This window comes from Ruegeria sp. I1, from assembly GCF_056532675.1.
This window is the reverse complement of the sequence record NZ_JBQFNM010000005.1, coordinates 129,863-145,753: the sequence shown is the minus strand read 5'-3', so window position 1 is coordinate 145,753 and position 15,891 is coordinate 129,863. Positions and strand designations below refer to the sequence as shown.

The 15,891-nt window shown below is 57.4% G+C and carries 19 protein-coding genes and 1 tRNA gene; 8 read left to right on the top strand and 12 right to left on the bottom strand.

Going from position 1 to position 15,891, the window contains the following annotated elements; genetic code table 11:
• Nucleotides 1-149: 149 nt before the first annotated feature.
• The 3 genes from olsA to ACR0DH_RS11305 form a co-directional block, all read right to left on the bottom strand.
• Entirely contained in the window at nt 150-1,004 is an 855-nt protein-coding gene (gene olsA / locus ACR0DH_RS11315; protein WP_480549227.1) for a lyso-ornithine lipid O-acyltransferase, read from the bottom strand.
• On the bottom strand, nt 991-1,746 hold the full coding sequence (gene olsB / locus ACR0DH_RS11310; protein WP_480549229.1) for an L-ornithine N(alpha)-acyltransferase: 756 nt from the start codon (nt 1,744-1,746) through the stop codon (nt 991-993). Before olsB ends, olsA begins: the two co-directional genes overlap by 14 nt.
• Before the next feature lie 100 nt (nt 1,747-1,846).
• On the bottom strand, nt 1,847-2,029 hold the full coding sequence (locus tag ACR0DH_RS11305) for a DUF3553 domain-containing protein (RefSeq protein WP_480541487.1): 183 nt from the start codon (nt 2,027-2,029) through the stop codon (nt 1,847-1,849).
• 43 nt (nt 2,030-2,072) lie between these two features.
• Between ACR0DH_RS11305 and ACR0DH_RS11300 the strand changes: the two genes are divergently transcribed.
• Nucleotides 2,073-2,669 (top strand): histidine phosphotransferase family protein, encoded by a 597-nt coding sequence (locus ACR0DH_RS11300; protein ID WP_480549231.1) that lies wholly within the window; start codon nt 2,073-2,075, stop codon nt 2,667-2,669.
• Here ACR0DH_RS11300 and ACR0DH_RS11295 read toward each other — a convergent pair.
• The 9 genes from ACR0DH_RS11295 to ACR0DH_RS11255 all read right to left on the bottom strand — a co-directional run bounded on the left by ACR0DH_RS11295 (nt 2,666) and on the right by ACR0DH_RS11255 (nt 10,142).
• Nucleotides 2,666-3,928, bottom strand: coding sequence for a glutamate-5-semialdehyde dehydrogenase (locus tag ACR0DH_RS11295; RefSeq protein WP_480549233.1), 1,263 nt, complete (start codon nt 3,926-3,928; stop codon nt 2,666-2,668). The two genes, ACR0DH_RS11300 and ACR0DH_RS11295, sit on opposite strands and share 4 nt — an antisense overlap.
• A 21-nt stretch (nt 3,929-3,949) precedes the next feature.
• Nucleotides 3,950-5,056, bottom strand: coding sequence for a glutamate 5-kinase (proB, locus tag ACR0DH_RS11290; protein WP_480549235.1), 1,107 nt, complete (start codon nt 5,054-5,056; stop codon nt 3,950-3,952).
• Nucleotides 5,044-6,078 carry a GTPase ObgE gene (gene obgE / locus ACR0DH_RS11285; RefSeq protein WP_480541495.1) on the bottom strand — a complete coding sequence of 345 codons (1,035 nt, stop codon included), beginning with the start codon at nt 6,076-6,078 and terminating at the stop codon, nt 5,044-5,046. Before obgE ends, proB begins: the two co-directional genes overlap by 13 nt.
• Before the next feature lie 37 nt (nt 6,079-6,115).
• Complete coding sequence (locus tag ACR0DH_RS11280) at nt 6,116-6,652, bottom strand: GNAT family N-acetyltransferase (protein ID WP_480541497.1); 537 nt, start codon at nt 6,650-6,652, stop codon at nt 6,116-6,118.
• Nucleotides 6,649-7,257, bottom strand: a complete 609-nt coding sequence (locus ACR0DH_RS11275; RefSeq protein WP_480541499.1) for a LysE family translocator — start codon at nt 7,255-7,257, stop codon at nt 6,649-6,651. The genes ACR0DH_RS11280 and ACR0DH_RS11275 overlap by 4 nt, the downstream gene beginning before the upstream one ends.
• Before the next feature lie 93 nt (nt 7,258-7,350).
• Nucleotides 7,351-7,620, bottom strand: a complete 270-nt coding sequence (gene rpmA, locus ACR0DH_RS11270) for a 50S ribosomal protein L27 (RefSeq protein ID WP_039535512.1) — start codon at nt 7,618-7,620, stop codon at nt 7,351-7,353.
• Between the two features lie 11 nt (nt 7,621-7,631).
• Entirely contained in the window at nt 7,632-8,291 is a 660-nt protein-coding gene (locus ACR0DH_RS11265) for a 50S ribosomal protein L21 (RefSeq protein WP_480549238.1), read from the bottom strand.
• A 208-nt stretch (nt 8,292-8,499) separates the two neighbouring features.
• A complete protein-coding gene (locus ACR0DH_RS11260) occupies nt 8,500-9,300 on the bottom strand; it encodes a DUF2059 domain-containing protein (RefSeq protein WP_480549240.1) in 801 nt (266 codons plus the stop codon).
• The gene (locus ACR0DH_RS11255; protein ID WP_480549242.1) at nt 9,300-10,142 is read right to left on the bottom strand and encodes a DUF2059 domain-containing protein; all 843 of its coding nucleotides are present in this window, start codon (nt 10,140-10,142) and stop codon (nt 9,300-9,302) included. The genes ACR0DH_RS11260 and ACR0DH_RS11255 overlap by 1 nt, the downstream gene beginning before the upstream one ends.
• A 123-nt stretch (nt 10,143-10,265) precedes the next feature.
• Here ACR0DH_RS11255 and ACR0DH_RS11250 point away from each other — a divergent pair.
• The 7 genes from ACR0DH_RS11250 to ACR0DH_RS11220 all read left to right on the top strand — a co-directional run bounded on the left by ACR0DH_RS11250 (nt 10,266) and on the right by ACR0DH_RS11220 (nt 15,889).
• A tRNA-Ser gene (locus ACR0DH_RS11250) sits at nt 10,266-10,355 on the top strand.
• Between the two features lie 217 nt (nt 10,356-10,572).
• A complete protein-coding gene (locus tag ACR0DH_RS11245; protein ID WP_480549244.1) occupies nt 10,573-11,118 on the top strand; it encodes a hypothetical protein in 546 nt (181 codons plus the stop codon).
• A gap of 196 nt (nt 11,119-11,314) precedes the next feature.
• Nucleotides 11,315-12,343, top strand: a complete 1,029-nt coding sequence (locus tag ACR0DH_RS11240; protein ID WP_480549246.1) for an alcohol dehydrogenase catalytic domain-containing protein — start codon at nt 11,315-11,317, stop codon at nt 12,341-12,343.
• A gap of 38 nt (nt 12,344-12,381) precedes the next feature.
• Nucleotides 12,382-13,257 carry a branched-chain amino acid ABC transporter permease gene (locus ACR0DH_RS11235; protein ID WP_480549248.1) on the top strand — a complete coding sequence of 292 codons (876 nt, stop codon included), beginning with the start codon at nt 12,382-12,384 and terminating at the stop codon, nt 13,255-13,257.
• A gap of 3 nt (nt 13,258-13,260) precedes the next feature.
• Entirely contained in the window at nt 13,261-14,358 is a 1,098-nt protein-coding gene (locus ACR0DH_RS11230; RefSeq protein WP_480549250.1) for a branched-chain amino acid ABC transporter permease, read from the top strand.
• Nucleotides 14,355-15,119: an ABC transporter ATP-binding protein gene (locus tag ACR0DH_RS11225; protein WP_480549252.1), complete on the top strand. Its 765-nt coding sequence runs from the start codon at nt 14,355-14,357 to the stop codon at nt 15,117-15,119. Before ACR0DH_RS11230 ends, ACR0DH_RS11225 begins: the two co-directional genes overlap by 4 nt.
• Complete coding sequence (locus ACR0DH_RS11220; RefSeq protein WP_480549254.1) at nt 15,116-15,889, top strand: ABC transporter ATP-binding protein; 774 nt, start codon at nt 15,116-15,118, stop codon at nt 15,887-15,889. Before ACR0DH_RS11225 ends, ACR0DH_RS11220 begins: the two co-directional genes overlap by 4 nt.
• Nucleotides 15,890-15,891: the final 2 nt, after the last annotated feature.

Here is a 15,891-nt window from a genome sequence, read left to right as displayed (position 1 = left end):
GTTTACGCCTCGGCGGGGGTGAAAGAAGCGGATGCTCCAACCGGCGGGCCAGATAGGGATGTCTCCCCTACAAAGCCCAAACCCCGCCTGCGGGTTTGAATGGCGCGCGTATACGGCAGGTTTTGGGGTAGTGCAAGGGTCAAATGCCCTTATTTTTCAAGCCGCGCCAAGCTGTGTGCGTGACGAACGGCTTGCTCGCACCAGGCCGCTAGTGCTTTGCGGTTTTCAAAGTCGCTGACCTTGGCTGGTGCGTGGTAAATCAACTCGACCGCTCCCTGTCGCCGCGCACCCAATGTCTTGAGCAGATGTGGACCGAACTCCATATCTCCCCACCAGCCATAAAAGCGGGCTGGTTGTCCATCTGGCGCGTGGAACACCGCTGTAACGGGCTGTACATACATGAAATCGCGCAACTCTTCTGTAAAGAACGCGGCGAAAAGCGTTGTTTTAAATGGCAAAACCCGCAACCCGTCGGTCGAGGTGCCTTCTGGAAAAAACAACAACTTGTGTCCGGCTTTCAGCCGATCTTCGAATATCTTGGTCTGTTCCTTAGCTTTTTTGGGGTTCCGCTCAATAAAGACCGTGCCCGTCGCACGCGCCAGCCAGCCAATGCCGGGCCAGCGCGCCACTTCGGCTTTTGAGACAAAATAAATCCGCTTGCGCGCATTCAGGGCAAAAATATCCAGCCACGAAGTATGGTTGGCCACAACAGCCCCACAATGCCGCATCAACTCACCCGATGTCGTGAACGTAATTCCAAGAATGCGAAAGGCGTTGCGACAGACAAATTGGGTGATGTACGGCGTGACCGGGCGGTGCAGGCCATAGAGGGGCCGTTCAACAAGGCGCACCAGCAGCAAGATGATCAGCCCGCCAAAGACCAGAATGGCCAAAGGCACGCCGCGAAGCAGGACCAGAACCCAGCCAACCGGCCCCAACTCAATCGGGTCCGGGGCGTCTTCGCTGTTCCAAAGGGGATCGCTCACCGCGTTACGCTCCACCATAGATGCGCCTTTGGCGTTCATTCATGCGCGCGGTGTCGAGGACCAGGCAAACATCTGTCGTGTTGAAGTTGTGGTCAACAAAAGCCCCCTCGCCCACAAAACCGCCCAACCGCAGATAGGCTTTGATCAGCGCGGGCACCTGAACCATTGCGGCGCGGCGATCCAAATCCTGAGGCGCGACAAGATCCATGGATTGGAACACATCCGCCTGCGCCCGCACGCGCAGATCAGGCGGCGCAAGATGGTTGTGATGCAGCATCGCCAAGGGTTGGGCCAAGGCGGCCACATCCGTGCCGTGAAAGCTGGCCACACCAAACAGAACCTCAATCCGGCGCTCGGCGACATATACGGCCAGCCCGTTCCAAAGATGATACATCGCCGAGCCGCCGCGATAGTCTTTGTGCAGGCAGGATCGGCCCAGTTCCAACAACCTGCGCCCGCTGTCTTTGAGCACGCTCAGGTCATATTCATCCTCGGAATAAAACTGCCCGATATCTACCGCACGTTCCCCAGGCAACATCCTGTAAACGCCGATAATTTCCCCGGTACCATCGTCATAGGCCAGCATATGATCGAAATAGGGATCGAACCTGTCTTTCTCTAATCCCGCTTCGTGATCGACCAGTTCTCCGCCACCGCCCAATTCGCGCACAAAGACGTCGTAGCGCAGCTTTTGTGCGGCGCGCAGCTCAGCCTCGGTCTCGGCGAGCTTTACTGTAAAGGTGGGGCCAGTATCCGGCATAAGGTGATCCGTTCTCGTTTAGGGGCTGATACCGCAGTCTTTCGACCAGGCGCAACTGTTGCGCCTTTGGTCAGGGTTGTTAACCTTTCCTAAACCAGTTTCACGGATCAAAGACGGGCATCAGGGCGATGCGCGTTCCATTGATTACCACTTTCCCCTGCTCGCGGAAGTTTACGGTGATCTTGCCTGCGATGTTGGACTGTACCTGTCCAACACCCCATTCGGGGAAATCCGGGTGGCGAACAAACATGCCCGGTGCAAGAATAGCATTCATGTCTGTCATGCGGGTCCCTTGTATCCTGCGGCAGATACAGCAGGAGGTACGCATGGGCGCATCAGACGTCAACCTGGCCGAATTGATCGGATCGCGGATCTGTCACGATCTGATCAGCCCGATCGGGGCAATCACCAACGGGTTGGAACTGCTCGAGATGGTGGGCGCGGTTCAAGGCCCCGAGATGGAATTGATCTCGGGCAGTGTCGGCAGCGCTGGTGCGCGCATCCGGTTTTTTCGCGTGGCCTTTGGTGCGGCCAGCGATCAGCCCTTGGGCAAGACCGAAATAGCAGAGCTGCTGAACGATATCGAGCGCGCCGGGCGCGTTCGGGTCAGGTGGAACCTGACTGAACCTATACCGCGCAATCAGGTTAAGCTGGCCTTTCTGGCACTGATGTGCTGCGAAAGCGCGATGCCTTTGGGGGGTGAAGTTGAAATCTCAACCAATGGCTCGGGCTGTCAGGTTGTCGGAACCGCTGATAAACTGAATGTTGACAGCGACTTGTGGAAAAGTGTTGCCACCGGGCGCCCCTCGGGCAAGATCACACCTGCACAGGTGCAGTTTGCACTGTTGCCTGACGCGGCCGCCGCGATGGGACGGCGGATCTCGGTCGAAACCAGTTCGACCCGCGTAGCGTTGAAATTCTAGGCCCGGATCGTACCGTTGCCACGCACCAGATATTGAAAACTGGTCAGCTGCGCCGCACCCACCGGTCCGCGTGCATGCATCTTGCCGGTTGCGATCCCAATCTCTGCGCCCATCCCAAACTCACCGCCATCGGCAAACTGGGTTGAGGCGTTGTGCATCAGGATCGCGCTGTCGAGCCGTTCAAAGAAACGCGATGCCGCCTGATCATCTTCGGTCATGATGCAATCGGTGTGGTTCGATCCATACTGCTGGATATGCGCGATGGCGGCGTCAATATCGGCCACGGGTTTGGCCGCAATGATGCTGTCCAGAAACTCTTTGCCCCAATCATCGGCTGTTGCTCGAAGCGTGCCATCAACGGCCAAAGCGCCCTCGGCATGGACTTCGACGCCTGCGGCGGTCAGAGCAGCGATCAGATCACGCCCCAGCGTTTCGGCAATATCCTGATGGATCAAAAGGCATTCTGCCGCACCGCAGATACCTGTGCGTCGGGTTTTGGCGTTCAGCACCACCTCAAGCGTCTTCTGCGGATCAGCGGCTTTGTCGACATAGATGTGAACAATGCCTTCGAGATGCGCAAAGACAGGCACGCGCGCCTCACGTTGCACCAACCCGACCAGCCCTTTGCCTCCGCGAGGTACGATAACGTCCACGTAATCAGTCATGGTCAGCAACTCCTGAACCGCGGCACGGTCACGGGTCGGTACCAGTTGAATGGAATCTTCGGGCAGGTTTGCCGCTTTCAGACCTTCGACCAGACAGGCATGGATGGCTGTGGACGAATGAAAGCCTTCGGACCCGCCCCGCAAGATCACCGCGTTGCCGGATTTCAGGCAAAGCGCGCCCGCGTCGGCGGTGACATTGGGACGGCTTTCATAGATCACACCGATCACACCCAGGGGCGTCCGCACCCGCTGAATATGCAGGCCCGAGGGCATATCCCATTCGGTGATCACCTCACCCACAGGGTCAGTCTGTTCGGCAACAGTGCGTAGCCCATCGACCATGCCCTGAATTCGGGTCTCGTCCAGCATCAGGCGGTCCATCATTGCAGGGCTCAGGCCCTTGTTGCGACCGAATTCCAGGTCCTTTTTGTTGGCTTCTATGATCCCGGCGCGGTTCCTCCAAACCGCATCGGCGGCGGCAATCAGGGCTGCATGCTTGCGTTCGGCGCTGGCAAAGGCGAGCTCGCGCGCCGCATCTTTAGCGCGCTTTCCAAGATCGGTCATCAAGGCCGGAATATTGTCGAGATCTTTCATCTTGTGCCCCTTTCTGCGCCGTTAAAGCGCCAAATCATCCCTGTGGATCAGCGCCGCGCGGCCGGGATAACCCAGCGTGGCCTCAATCTCCGACGATTTCCGCCCTTTGATCGCATCCGCTTCTTGCGCCGTGTAGCGACTGATGCCCTGAGCCAACCGCCGCGCTTGCGGATCAAGCACCGCGACCGGGTCGCCGCGCCCGAAATCCCCGGTCACTTCGGTAATTCCAGCAGGCAGCAAGCTGTTGCCGTTTGCAAGAGCCTTGGCCGCGCCCTCATCCACGGTGATCTCGCCCCGAGGTTTCATTGCTGAAATCCACCGCTTACGCGCCGCGTGGGGATCCAGCTTGGCCGTAAACCATGTGCAGTTGGCGCCATTCTCAAGCGATTGCAGAGGGTTAAGAGGTGATCCTTCAGTAATCGCCATATCGCATCCAGCGGCCGTTGCCATCTTGGCCGCCAACAATTTGGTCTTCATCCCGCCTTTTGACAGGCCAGACCCGGCATCGCCGGCCATCGCCTCAATTTCGGGGGTGATGGTGTCGATGGTGTCATAGCGCGTGGCCGAGGCATCTTCGTTCGGATTGCCCGAGTAGAACCCATCTACGTCTGAAAGCAGGATCAATTGATCCGCGCCAACCGTCACCGCGATCTGTGCGGCCAGACGGTCATTGTCGCCATAGCGGATTTCATCAGTTGCCACGGTGTCGTTTTCATTGACGATCGGAACAACGCCAAGCCCCAACAGGGTTTCCAGGGTCGCGCGCGAATTCAAATAGCGGCGCCTGTCTTCACTGTCTTCCAAAGTGACCAGAACCTGCGCCGTAGTGATCTCATGCGGGGTCAGCGCTTCTTCATAGGCGCGGGCCAGCCGGATTTGACCCACTGCTGCGGCGGCCTGAGATTGCTCCAATGGCAGTGTCGCGGTGGGCAGGCCCAAAACGCCACGGCCCAAGGCGATTGAGCCCGAGGATACTAGAATGACATCAGCCCCCTGCCCCTTCAGCCAGGCCACATCCTGTGCAAGCGATTTCAACCAGTCCGAACGCAGCACGCCGGAATGCCGGTCCACCAACAAGGCCGACCCGATCTTGACCACCAAACGACGGGCTGCGGTCAGGGTTGCCACGATTGGGCCTCCTCCGCGGGTTTCTGGCGCAGCCGGTTTTCATCGATCTCGGCCCGCAGCGCACGCAACACCTCGGTCACGCCCAGATGGGCAACGCCTGACATGGTCATGACAGGGCCGCCAACCGCCTCTTCCAATTCGGCCTTGGTGAGGTCGCGTTCTTCTTCATCCAACGCATCCACCTTGTTTAGCACGGTAATGCGTGGCTTATCAGCCAGTTCACCGCCATAGGCTTCGAGTTCATGGATGATGGTGCGATAGTCTTCGGCCACAGTTTCTGAGGTGCCATCGACCAGATGCAGGAGCACAGCGCAGCGTTCCACATGTCCCAGAAACCGGTCGCCAATCCCGCGCCCTTCGTGCGCACCTTCGATCAGACCGGGAATATCGGCCACCACGAACTCAACATTGTCGACGCCGACAACGCCCAGATTGGGATGCAAGGTCGTAAACGGATAATCAGCGATCTTGGGTCGCGCATTTGATGTGGCGGCCAGAAAGGTCGACTTGCCCGCATTCGGCATGCCCAGCAGGCCCACATCCGCGATCAGTTTCAGCCGCAGCCAAATCGTGCGGTCGATCCCTGCCTGCCCCGGATTGGCGCGGCGTGGCGCCTGATTGGTCGCCGATTTGAAGTGCAGGTTGCCGAATCCGCCATTGCCGCCCTTGGCCAGCGAAAACCGCTGCCCGACCTCTGTCAGGTCGCAGATCACGGTTTCTTCGTCCTCATCCAGGATCTCGGTCCCGACCGGCACACGCAGGATGATGTCATCACCATCCTTGCCAGTGCGCTGCTGGCCGCGACCAGGCTGTCCGTTCTTGGCAAAGAAATGCTGCTGATAGCGAAAGTCGATCAAGGTGTTCAGCCCATCGACAACTTCGGCCCAAACTGTACCACCTTTGCCGCCGTCCCCGCCATCAGGGCCGCCATATTCGATGTATTTTTCGCGTCGAAAGCTGACGCAGCCGCTACCTCCGGCCCCGGACCGGATGTAGACCTTTGCAAGATCGAGAAATTTCATAACTGTCCCCTACTGCAAAGGCCCCATCGGCCACAAGTCAGAGTTTTTTGCTATATGTCCAGGTGGGCACATTTGCGTCGCGCGCAACCGAATAGGTCTCGGCATCGCCAAGATATTCAAACCCGCAATGCGTCAGCACTCGCGCCGAGGCTGGATTGTCCTGAAACACACTGGCGAACATGCTGGAATGCTGTAGGGGGTTGGCCAGAACCAAAGCCTCTACCGCCAATGAGGCGATGCCGGTGTTCCAGTAAACCGGTGCGACCCAATAGCCGATTTCGGCCTGGTTACGATCCAACCGCTGTAGCGAGATCAGGCCGATCAATTCCGGCCCGCCATCCTTGGTGGCATCCAGCGCCCATACGTCCTCATCCCGTTCATCCGCCATGGCACGGGTTACAAAAGCCTCGGTCGAACCGGGTGGCAGCGGATGTGGAATCGTTGTGGTCATGCGCGCCACGCGCTCATCGCCTGCGTAATGTTCAATGAGACCCATATCCGAACGGCGCAGTGGGCGCAGGTCGAACCGCTCGGTTTCGATGACCGGCTGGTTGATTATCGTCTCAAGTTTCATGTCTGTGCTCCTCCTCCGAACAACACGAAAAGTACGGACGCAACTGTGACACTCGCTAACGTCCACATCAGATATTTTTCCATAGGTCGTCCTTCAACCGCATGGGCGATTCTATCGCCCGCAAAAGTCCAGATCGGATGAAGAATTACCTGACAAAACAATAAACAAAGTGCGATTGTTAAAGTCGCCTGAAAGGCCGAAGTCCCCGCAGCGACAAAACCAGTGAAGCCTGCGATGATCATGGCCCAGGCCTTGGGGTTCAGCGGATGCACGATCAGCCCTGACCAAAAGCCCGGCACCGCAACATCGCCCTGACCGCGCGACAGGCGCAGATTGGCGATTTTCCACGCGAGCCAGATGATATAGGCCGCCGAGGCGTATTTGAGCACCTCAAACACCATGGGCACCCGATCCGCCAATTGCATCAGGCCAAAACCAACGGGCCAAATGATCAGCTGCTTGCCCAGGATGACCCCTGCAACAAATGGTAAGGCCGCCCGAAAACCATAGCGCGCACCTGTTCCCAGCAGGACCATATTGGCTGGTCCCGGCGTGCCGACCTGACTGGCGGCGAACAGGAGGAAACTGGTGGTTGCGACTGTCATCGGGTTTTGTTCACGACTGGGTTAAAACGAAAAAGGGACCGGCACTTTCTGCCGGTCCCCTGTGAATTTTTTATTAACCTTCTGGGTCTCGGCTTACTCTGCGGCCTCCGCCACTGGCAGGACCGAAATAAAGGTGCGGTTTTTAAGTCCCTTGTGGAACTTCACGGCGCCATCGGTGGTTGCAAAGATGGTGTGATCTTTGCCCATGCCTACGCCTTCGCCCGGCCAGAACTTGGTGCCGCGCTGACGCACGATGATGTTGCCTGCGATGGCGGCCTGGCCACCATAGAGTTTCACGCCAAGGCGACGACCCGCTGAGTCGCGACCGTTACGGGAGGAACCGCCAGCTTTTTTATGTGCCATTCTCTCTCTCCTTAGCCTTTAGCCAGTTCTTTGGCCTGTTCGATCCAGCCTTCACGCTCGATCCGACCTTTGAACGACAGTTTCTCGTCCATAGCAGCAACGTCTTCTTCCGTCCATGCCGCAATCTGGGCAAAGGTGGTGATGCCAGCTGCAAGAAGCTTCTTCTCAAGCGCGGGGCCAACACCGGACAGTTTCTTCAGATCGTCTGCACCAGCGTCAACAGCGGGTGCTTCAGCCTTGGGTGCCGCGTCTTTTTTCGCAGCAGCTTTCTTGGCCGGTGCTTTCTTCGGCGCAGCTGCTTCGACAGCCGCTGCGGAAACCGAACCGGTCGCCGCTTTGATGCCCGACTTGTCCGCACCCGACGACAGGATGTCGGTGATTTTGACCAGTGTCAGCTTCTGACGGTGGCCAACGGTACGCTTCGAGCTGTGCTTACGACGGCGTTTGACGAATTTGATGACCTTGTCACCTTTGATCTGGTCGATCACTTCGGCCTGTACGCCCGCGCCTTCGACGAAAGGCGCGCCAACAACCGGAGCGTCGCCGCCCAGCATCAGAACATCGTTGAATTGAACTTTTTCACCTGCGTCGGCAGCCAGTTTTTCAACGCGGAGCACATCGCCCGCCTGAACCTTGTACTGCTTGCCGCCAGTCTTGAGGACCGCAAACATGCGTCTTTCCTTTTCCAAATCGCGTTCTGCGGTCCCCGCATGGGTGTTGTCGGCTTTCGCCACCTCGAACAGCGCGCCCTTTTCGGGCTGTGATGAATGACCTTTGAAGCAAGTCCAAGGGTCACATAATAACGATACCCGGCGCGGTATTCCGGCCGGGCTGCGCGCTTATCCATGGATTAGGGGGCAAAGTCAACACCAAAGCGTGTCATAGATCGGACCCGTTCAAAACCTGTGCCACAGCCTCGCCCAACTGGAACGAGATCGTATTAAACATCTGGTCAAACCCGTCAAACAAAGCGGTATTCAGCGCCTGCCCGGTCTTGGTTCTGGAAAAGGCGATGTATTCGCGCATCTCAGCCTCATCCAGCGGTGCATAGGCCATTAGCAGAAAGGAATAGAGCCATTCGGTGGTGTCTTCTGTTTTGGCGTCCTGTTCGGCCAAAAGCTGCGCCAACAATTCGGCGTCGTCGCCTGGCTGGCCTAGTGTCATCCCTTTGAAGAAGTTATATTGGGCGCTCAGCGTACCCTGCACATTCTGCTCGACCAAATCATTGACCCCAATGAACTCTGTCACGAGTTCGACCAACATCGAGTCAGGTAATGCGTCCTTGTATGTCGCGCGCGCCATTTCCTCGATTTCGGGGGTTAGAAAGGCGCGACGCGCCGAGTTTTCAAGCGAAACGACCGTCTGACCCAGATCGCTGTTATAGAAGACGATGGCCTGATCCATCTGTGCGTCTGACATTTGGGCGGCAAACGCGTCACGCATCTGGTTGCGCATCCAGGTCGGATCATAAATGTCCTGCACCTGAGCCTGGAAGAAATCTCCACCCGCATTATCCAGCAGCGTTTCATCCACTTCGCGCCGATATATGTCACCCTCTTCCGCAAGAATTTGCGCCACTTGGTCAAGCCGCATGGCCTCGGCCAATTGTTCGGCTTTCTCACTGGCGAACGCTGGCAAGGCCCCGACAAATAGCGCTGAAAACAAAGGCAGTAGGCGCATCAGATATCCTGAGCGGGGTGCAGTTCAGCCATGCGGGCGGCTAGCACTTCGAAGCGCATGGCCATGATTTCATACTGAATGGCATTCAGCAGCTCATAGACTTCCTGCATAAGCGGATGTTCCAAAGCGTCCACATAATCGTCAACTTCGGTGTCCGAGAACGCCTGATAGGTATAGGCCGCCCCCGCCAAACCAGAAAGCTGCAAGGATTGTCGCATCCCGGCTTCGTTGCTTTTCAACATCTGCCTCAGCTCATCAGCGCTCAACTGCAATTCGATCACGCCGGACGCGCTTGCAGCCAGCAAAAACCTCACCTGAATTTCCTGCAACGCCCGCAAGGACGTGCCCGAGGCATCAATGGCCGCATTCATGCGTTTGTAGCTTTCTACCCGCGGCGATCCAGCCTGCACCAGCGCGGCAAAAATCTCCTGCCCTTGCTGTTGTTTGACGTCGTCATCCTCTTCCATGTGCGAGGCGTTTTCAGCTTCGACCAGACGCTGACCCAGATCTGATGCGTAGAAATCGACTGCGTGGTTCAGGGCATCGTCGCTTAGCGTCTCTTCCAGGATCGAAACGGCAGTTTCATGCATGCCCTCGGTGTCGAACACCTCTTCTGTCAAGCGCGTCCAATCAGACCCGAACCCTTCTGGATCAATCCCCAGCATTTGCGGTGCTGAACCGGATGCCAAAGCGATACTTTCTAATGCAACGTCAAATCCGGTTGTGGTCAGAAACGCCTCAATCCGATCCCGATTGGCGGCAATAACAAGCGACGGCAACAGGATCAGCGCGACAAACGGGGCGAAAAAGGCGATGGCGAAGCGGCGTGGTTGATGTATCATATGGATGAGCCTAGGTGTTTTACCCCTGTAGGCAATGGAAAAACGCGGCTTTGCCGAAATCCGGAATTTTCTGCTTGCACCCCTGCCCGTTCCTAACTAAATCCCCCCCTCACAGACCCCCGCGGAGAGGTGCCGGAGTGGTCGAACGGGGCGGTCTCGAAAACCGTTGTGGGTGCAAGCCCACCCAGGGTTCGAATCCCTGTCTCTCCGCCAGCTTGTTTTGCCCAGCAAAATCGATCGTTCTTCTCAATACAAAACCATGGTTAAACCCATTCCCATCTCGCATTGGGCGTGTTCTTGCCACGCGGGTGGCGCGGGATCAGCGTAGCTTGGCCCATATCTCGCAGTTGCAGAAAAACACAAAGAATTCCCCTTTGAGAACAGATAGTTTTGCCCCATCTCGGCGACACATATTTCAAAGGAGAACCACATGTCGCGTACACTAATTCTGGCCATTGTCATCGCTGCAATCGGCGCTGGCGGCTATTTCTATTTTAACCAGGCAGAGCAAACTCCAGGTGAGCAATTGCAGGACGCGGCGCAAGATACTGCCGATGCTGTGGATGATGCCGCTGATGCTGCTGGCGACGCAGCAAATGACGTGGTCACTGACGCGCAGGAGGCTGTCAATGATGCCGTAGACACCGCTCAGGATGCCGCCTCGGACGCATTGGACGCGGCTGCAGATCAGGCCAGCGAAGCCGCTTCATCGGTTTCGGATGCCGCGGATCAAGCTGGCGAGCAAGTGGCCGCCTTGGCCAATCAGGGGCAGGAGTTGTTCAATTCCTGGCTGCAGGACGGGCTGCTGACCGCCGGAGAATTCGACTATGACGCGATGGTCGCTTCTGTTCAGGACAGCGACCTGACGCAAGAGCTAAAAACGCAGGCGATCCAGATATTTGACGAAATCAAAGCATCACCAGAAACCCTGCTGCAGAAGATCCAGGACCTGCGCAACCTGCTGACTCAACAATAAAAGATATTGGGCCAGCCCTAAGGGCGGGCCCTGCTTCTATGTAAGAAATTGCCAATTCCGCTACGTCAGCGCGACACGCGATTGACGCCGCACCGCCCATTTGTTTGGCTTGTCTTCAAACCAACCGCGTTGCTTTCCCTCGTCGTCATTTGATTTCGGAACTCATTGGAAAGCGCGCTGAACCGAGGGCGCATCTGTGACTGAAATTCCCAAAACGATGTTCGCGACTATTCTCAAATATGATGGGTATTCCGGCACCATGACCGGACCGGTGATCGAGAATGCTGGTGACTGGCTTGCCGAAGCGGAACTGCCTGTTCCCCAACCCGGCCCTGGGCAGGTTCTGATCCGCTTGCGCACCGCATCGGTGAACCCGTCTGATCTGCATTTCATAAAGGGCGAATATGGACAGCCTCGGGTCAAAGGTGCTGCGGCCGGGTTTGAAGGATGCGGAGACGTCGTGGCCAGCGGCAAAGGTGCCGAGGCCCTGCAAGGGCAGCGCGTGGCATTTGTCGCCGCAGGCTCAGGTGCATGGGCCGAGTATGTCGTGACCCAGATGCAGATGTGCATCCCGCTGCGCCCCGATATCTCGGACGATGACGGCGCGGCGCAAATCGTCAATCCGCTGACCGCGATGGCGATGGTCGACATGGCGAAAGAGGCAGGAGACGCCTTTGTCCTCTCGGCCGCGACCAGCCAGTTGGGCAAACTGATGTGCAGCCTGGGGCGCGATCTGGGTTTGAAACCCATTGCTCTGGTCCGACGGGCCGAGGCGGTTGATATGCTCAAAGACCTTGGCGCGACTGAGGTGTTGGTGACCACCGATGGAGATGTTGTGCAGAAATTCTCCGAACTGAGCGCCACACTCAAACCTCGCATGTTCCTGGATGCGGTGATGGATCAACTCTCGGAACAGATCTTCTGCGCGATGCCAAACCGGGCGCGCTGGGTCTGTTATGGCAAGCTGGGCAGCGAAGCCCCTACCCTGACACAAACCGGCCAGCTGATCTTTATGGGCAAGCAGATCGAAGGGTTCTGGTTGACCCAATGGATGATGTCCACGCCACCCGCCGATCAAATGCGCGTTGTGGCTGAAGTGCAAGCGCGCTTTGCCGACGGGCGGTGGAAAACCGATGTATCGGAACGGCTTACACTCCGCAATCTGATCCCAAATCTGGCCGATGCGCTGAAAAAGAGTGACGGGAAGGTGATTATCACGCCATAGTAGAACAAACGCTGGATCACCAGCATGGGGAGGAAAGCTTGGATAACGCGCAGCTGCTGATCAGCGGGCTGGCGAACGGGTGTGTGTATGGCCTGATCGCGCTTGGTTTTGTTCTGATCTACAAGGCGACCGAAGCCGTAAACTTCGCCCAGGGCGATTTCATGATGCTGGGGGCCTTTGTCACCATTGGCCTGACGAATACCGAATATATGGGATTACCCTTCTGGATGGCGCTGCCGATCTCACTCGGGATCATGGGGGCGCTAGGGTATCTGCTGGATCGGCTGATCATCCGCCGCATGTTTGGGGAAAGCCAGACCGCCGTTGTGATCCTGACCATTGCTTTGGGTTTTGTGATCCGCTTTGTGGCTGGTTTGATCTGGGGGCATGAACCTCATACCCTGCAAAACCCGCTGGCAGGCAAAGAAGTCCGATTTGGCGGGCTTGTTCTGGGGATGGAGGATGTGGCCGTCATCGTCGTGACCATCCTGCTGACCTGGGGGCTTTACGTGTTTTTCAGCAAAACCAAGCTTGGGTTGGCGATGCAAGGGGCCTCGCAGAACCAGTTGGCGGCCTACTATATGGGCGTTCCGGTTAAGCGCGTGCAGGGCTTCATCTGGGCACTTGCCGGGGTTGTCGCTGGGATCGCAGGCATTCTCTTTGCGGCCAAGGGGTCGGTGGACCCAACCACCGGCCTGTTGGGGATCAAAGCCTTCGCCGCAGCTGTGATCGGCGGGTTCGGCAGCCTGCCCGGCGCTCTTGCGGGCGGGTTGATCGTAGGCGTGATAGAGCCCTTTGCCAGCCGCTATATCGCCGCCGGATACAGCCAGGTCGCCCCCTATGCGCTGCTGCTGGCCGTGCTGATTTTCCGACCCAATGGCCTGTTTAGCCAGGTTCGGGTCAAGAAAGTCTGAGCCATGCGTATCGTTTTCAAAACCGATTACATGCAGGATATCCGCCCTTGGAAAGACAACTATCAGCTGAGCCTCTATCTGATCTTGCTTGTTGTCGTCGCAGCGGCCCCGTGGTGGCTAGACGACTTCTATCTTGGTGAGTTGACCAATGTTCTGATCTGGGCCATCGCTGGTTTGGGCCTGATGATCCTGACCGGCCACACCGGTCAGGTCAGCCTGGGCCACGCTGCGTTTCTAGCGTTTGGCTGCTATGCCAACGTGATCCTGATCGAAGCGGGGGTGCCCTTTCTGATCGCCTTCCCGCTGGCGGGCATATTGACCGGAATCGCCGGAGTCACCGTCGCCATCCCTGCCCTGCGGCTGCATGGCATCTATCTGGCGATCTTCACCATGGCGCTGTCGATCCTGATGGATGACGTGATTGTTCTAAGCGAGCCCCTTACCGGCGGCGTGGCGGGCAAGTTCATCGGCGGTGTCGATATCTTCGGGCTGAGCGTGGATCGTTGGGGCACCCCTGCCCCGTTCTTCTGGCTGGTGCTTTGTGTCGCTGTTCTGGTCACGCTGGGTTATATCAACCTGCTGCGCGCGCCTTTGGGGCGCAGCTTCATCGCGGTGCGGGATTCAGAGGTCTCCGCGCAAGCCATGGGCGTTGATATCGCGCGCACTAAGATGATCTCTTTCGCGCTATCTTGCGCTGTGACCGGCTGGGCGGGTGCGCTGATGGGCATGTTCTCCGGGGCGTTTAACAACGAGACCTTCTCTGTCCTGATTTCGATTCAGTTGCTGATGATGATCGTGATCGGCGGGCTGGGCTCGATCCACGGCGCGTTTCTAGGGGCCATCGTGATTGGCTTCCTGCCGCAATTCCTGTCGATTTCGAAGGAATATGTCGGCGCGATCATTGGCGGTAGCACAGTCGCCATTCCGGGGCTGGAGTTCGGCATCTTCGGCATGATCCTGATCGCCTTCATCCTGTTCGAACCCTTGGGCATGTATGGCCGCTGGCTGAAAATCCGTACATGGTTCGAGTTGTTCCCCTTCTACCGCAAGGACATGTTCAAACGGCAGAAATCCTATCTCAAGACGGAGCGTCTGAGATGAGCCTGCTTGAGTTTGAAAACGTCACCCTGAAATTCGGCGGTGTCACCGCGGTTGATAATTTGTCCTTCGAGGTTGAGGAAGGCGAGGTTTTTGCCATCGTCGGTCCCAACGGCGCGGGCAAATCGACGGTGTTCAATCTGATTTCACGCTTCTACGACCCTGTCGCGGGCTCGATCCGGTTTGACGGTCATGATCTGTTGCGGGTCAAACCGTCGGGCGTGGCTGCATTTGGCGTGGCACGGACGTTCCAGAATATCGAACTGTTCGAACATGCAACGGTGTTGCAGAACCTGCTGGTCGGTCGGCACCGGCATCGCAAAACCAACCTTCTGTCCGAGGTTTTGTTTCTGCCCTCTGCCAGCAGGCAAGAGCTGGAAAACCGCGAGAAAGCCGAACAGATCATCGATTTCCTCGATCTGCAGGCTTACCGCGACAAGATGATCTCGGGCCTGCCCTATGGGGTTCGAAAAGTGGTCGAGGTCGCCCGTGCGCTGGCCACCGATCCCAAGCTACTGCTGTTGGACGAACCAGCCTCGGGGCTGTCGGTCGAAGAGACCACCGATATGCGCTGGTGGATCGATGACATTCGGCGTCAGATGGGGATCACCGTTTTGATGGTCGAGCATGATATGGGGTTGGTTTCGGGCGTATCTGATCGCGTGTTGGCTATGGCCGACGGTGCCAAACTGGCCCTCGGCACTCCGGCTGAGGTACAATCCCACCATGCCGTGGTCGAGGCTTATCTGGGTAAAGCCTCATGAGCGAGCCGATCCTGAAAATCCGCAACATCGAAAGCTTTTATGGCCCGATCATGGCCATTCGCGGTGTCTCGCTCGATGTGTATCCCGGTCAGATCGTCTCGATCCTTGGGGCCAATGGCGCGGGCAAAACCACACTGATGAAAACGGTTTCAGGCGTCATGGACCCGGAAAAAGGCACAATCACCTTCGACGGGCAGGACATTCAGGGATCTGAGCCTCATAAGGTCGTGCAACAGGGTATCGTGCATGTCCCCGAAGGACGCGAAGTGTTTCCCCTGCTGACCGTCAATGAAAACCTCAGCCTTGGGGCCTACACCGCCAAGAACAAAGCCCAGATCGAACAGGACCGCGATATGGTGTTCAGCTACTTCCCGGTTCTGAAAGACCGTCGCGGACAAGAGGCCGGGACGCTGTCAGGCGGGCAGCAGCAAATGCTGGCGATCGGCCGGGGGCTGATGGCCAGCCCCAAGATCATGCTGCTGGACGAACCTTCGCTCGGCTTGTCGCCGCTGTTGGTTCAGGAAATCTTTGGCATTCTGAAACGTCTGAACGAAGAGCAGAAGATGACAATGATGCTGGTCGAACAGAACGCTCACGCCGCGTTGGAATTGGCCCATCATGGTTATGTGATGGAGGTTGGGCGGATCGTCATGGACGGTGCTGCCGACAAGCTTTTACAATCCGAGGACATCCAGAACTTCTATCTGGGCGTGCAGGAAGAAGGTGCGCGGGAAAACCGCCGCTGGAAACGCAAAAAGACGTGGAGGTGACA

Bases quoted from the DNA above. Each gene is read 5' to 3' on its own strand.
- ACR0DH_RS11305 (WP_480541487.1), bottom strand. From the start codon at position 2,029: ATGACAGACATGAATGCTATTCTTGCACCGGGCATGTTTGTTCGCCAC.
- ACR0DH_RS11260 (WP_480549240.1), bottom strand. From the start codon at position 9,300: ATGCGCCTACTGCCTTTGTTTTCAGCGCTATTTGTCGGGGCCTTGCCA.
- ACR0DH_RS11300 (WP_480549231.1), top strand. From the start codon at position 2,073: ATGGGCGCATCAGACGTCAACCTGGCCGAATTGATCGGATCGCGGATC.
- obgE (WP_480541495.1), bottom strand. From the start codon at position 6,078: ATGAAATTTCTCGATCTTGCAAAGGTCTACATCCGGTCCGGGGCCGGA.
- ACR0DH_RS11220 (WP_480549254.1), top strand. From the start codon at position 15,116: ATGAGCGAGCCGATCCTGAAAATCCGCAACATCGAAAGCTTTTATGGC.
- rpmA (WP_039535512.1), bottom strand. From the start codon at position 7,620: ATGGCACATAAAAAAGCTGGCGGTTCCTCCCGTAACGGTCGCGACTCA.
- ACR0DH_RS11245 (WP_480549244.1), top strand. From the start codon at position 10,573: ATGTCGCGTACACTAATTCTGGCCATTGTCATCGCTGCAATCGGCGCT.
- olsA (WP_480549227.1), bottom strand. From the start codon at position 1,004: ATGGTGGAGCGTAACGCGGTGAGCGATCCCCTTTGGAACAGCGAAGAC.
- ACR0DH_RS11275 (WP_480541499.1), bottom strand. From the start codon at position 7,257: ATGACAGTCGCAACCACCAGTTTCCTCCTGTTCGCCGCCAGTCAGGTC.
- ACR0DH_RS11230 (WP_480549250.1), top strand. From the start codon at position 13,261: ATGCGTATCGTTTTCAAAACCGATTACATGCAGGATATCCGCCCTTGG.
- ACR0DH_RS11295 (WP_480549233.1), bottom strand. From the start codon at position 3,928: ATGAAAGATCTCGACAATATTCCGGCCTTGATGACCGATCTTGGAAAG.
- ACR0DH_RS11225 (WP_480549252.1), top strand. From the start codon at position 14,355: ATGAGCCTGCTTGAGTTTGAAAACGTCACCCTGAAATTCGGCGGTGTC.
- olsB (WP_480549229.1), bottom strand. From the start codon at position 1,746: ATGCCGGATACTGGCCCCACCTTTACAGTAAAGCTCGCCGAGACCGAG.
- ACR0DH_RS11255 (WP_480549242.1), bottom strand. From the start codon at position 10,142: ATGATACATCAACCACGCCGCTTCGCCATCGCCTTTTTCGCCCCGTTT.
- ACR0DH_RS11265 (WP_480549238.1), bottom strand. From the start codon at position 8,291: ATGTTTGCGGTCCTCAAGACTGGCGGCAAGCAGTACAAGGTTCAGGCG.
- ACR0DH_RS11280 (WP_480541497.1), bottom strand. From the start codon at position 6,652: ATGAAACTTGAGACGATAATCAACCAGCCGGTCATCGAAACCGAGCGG.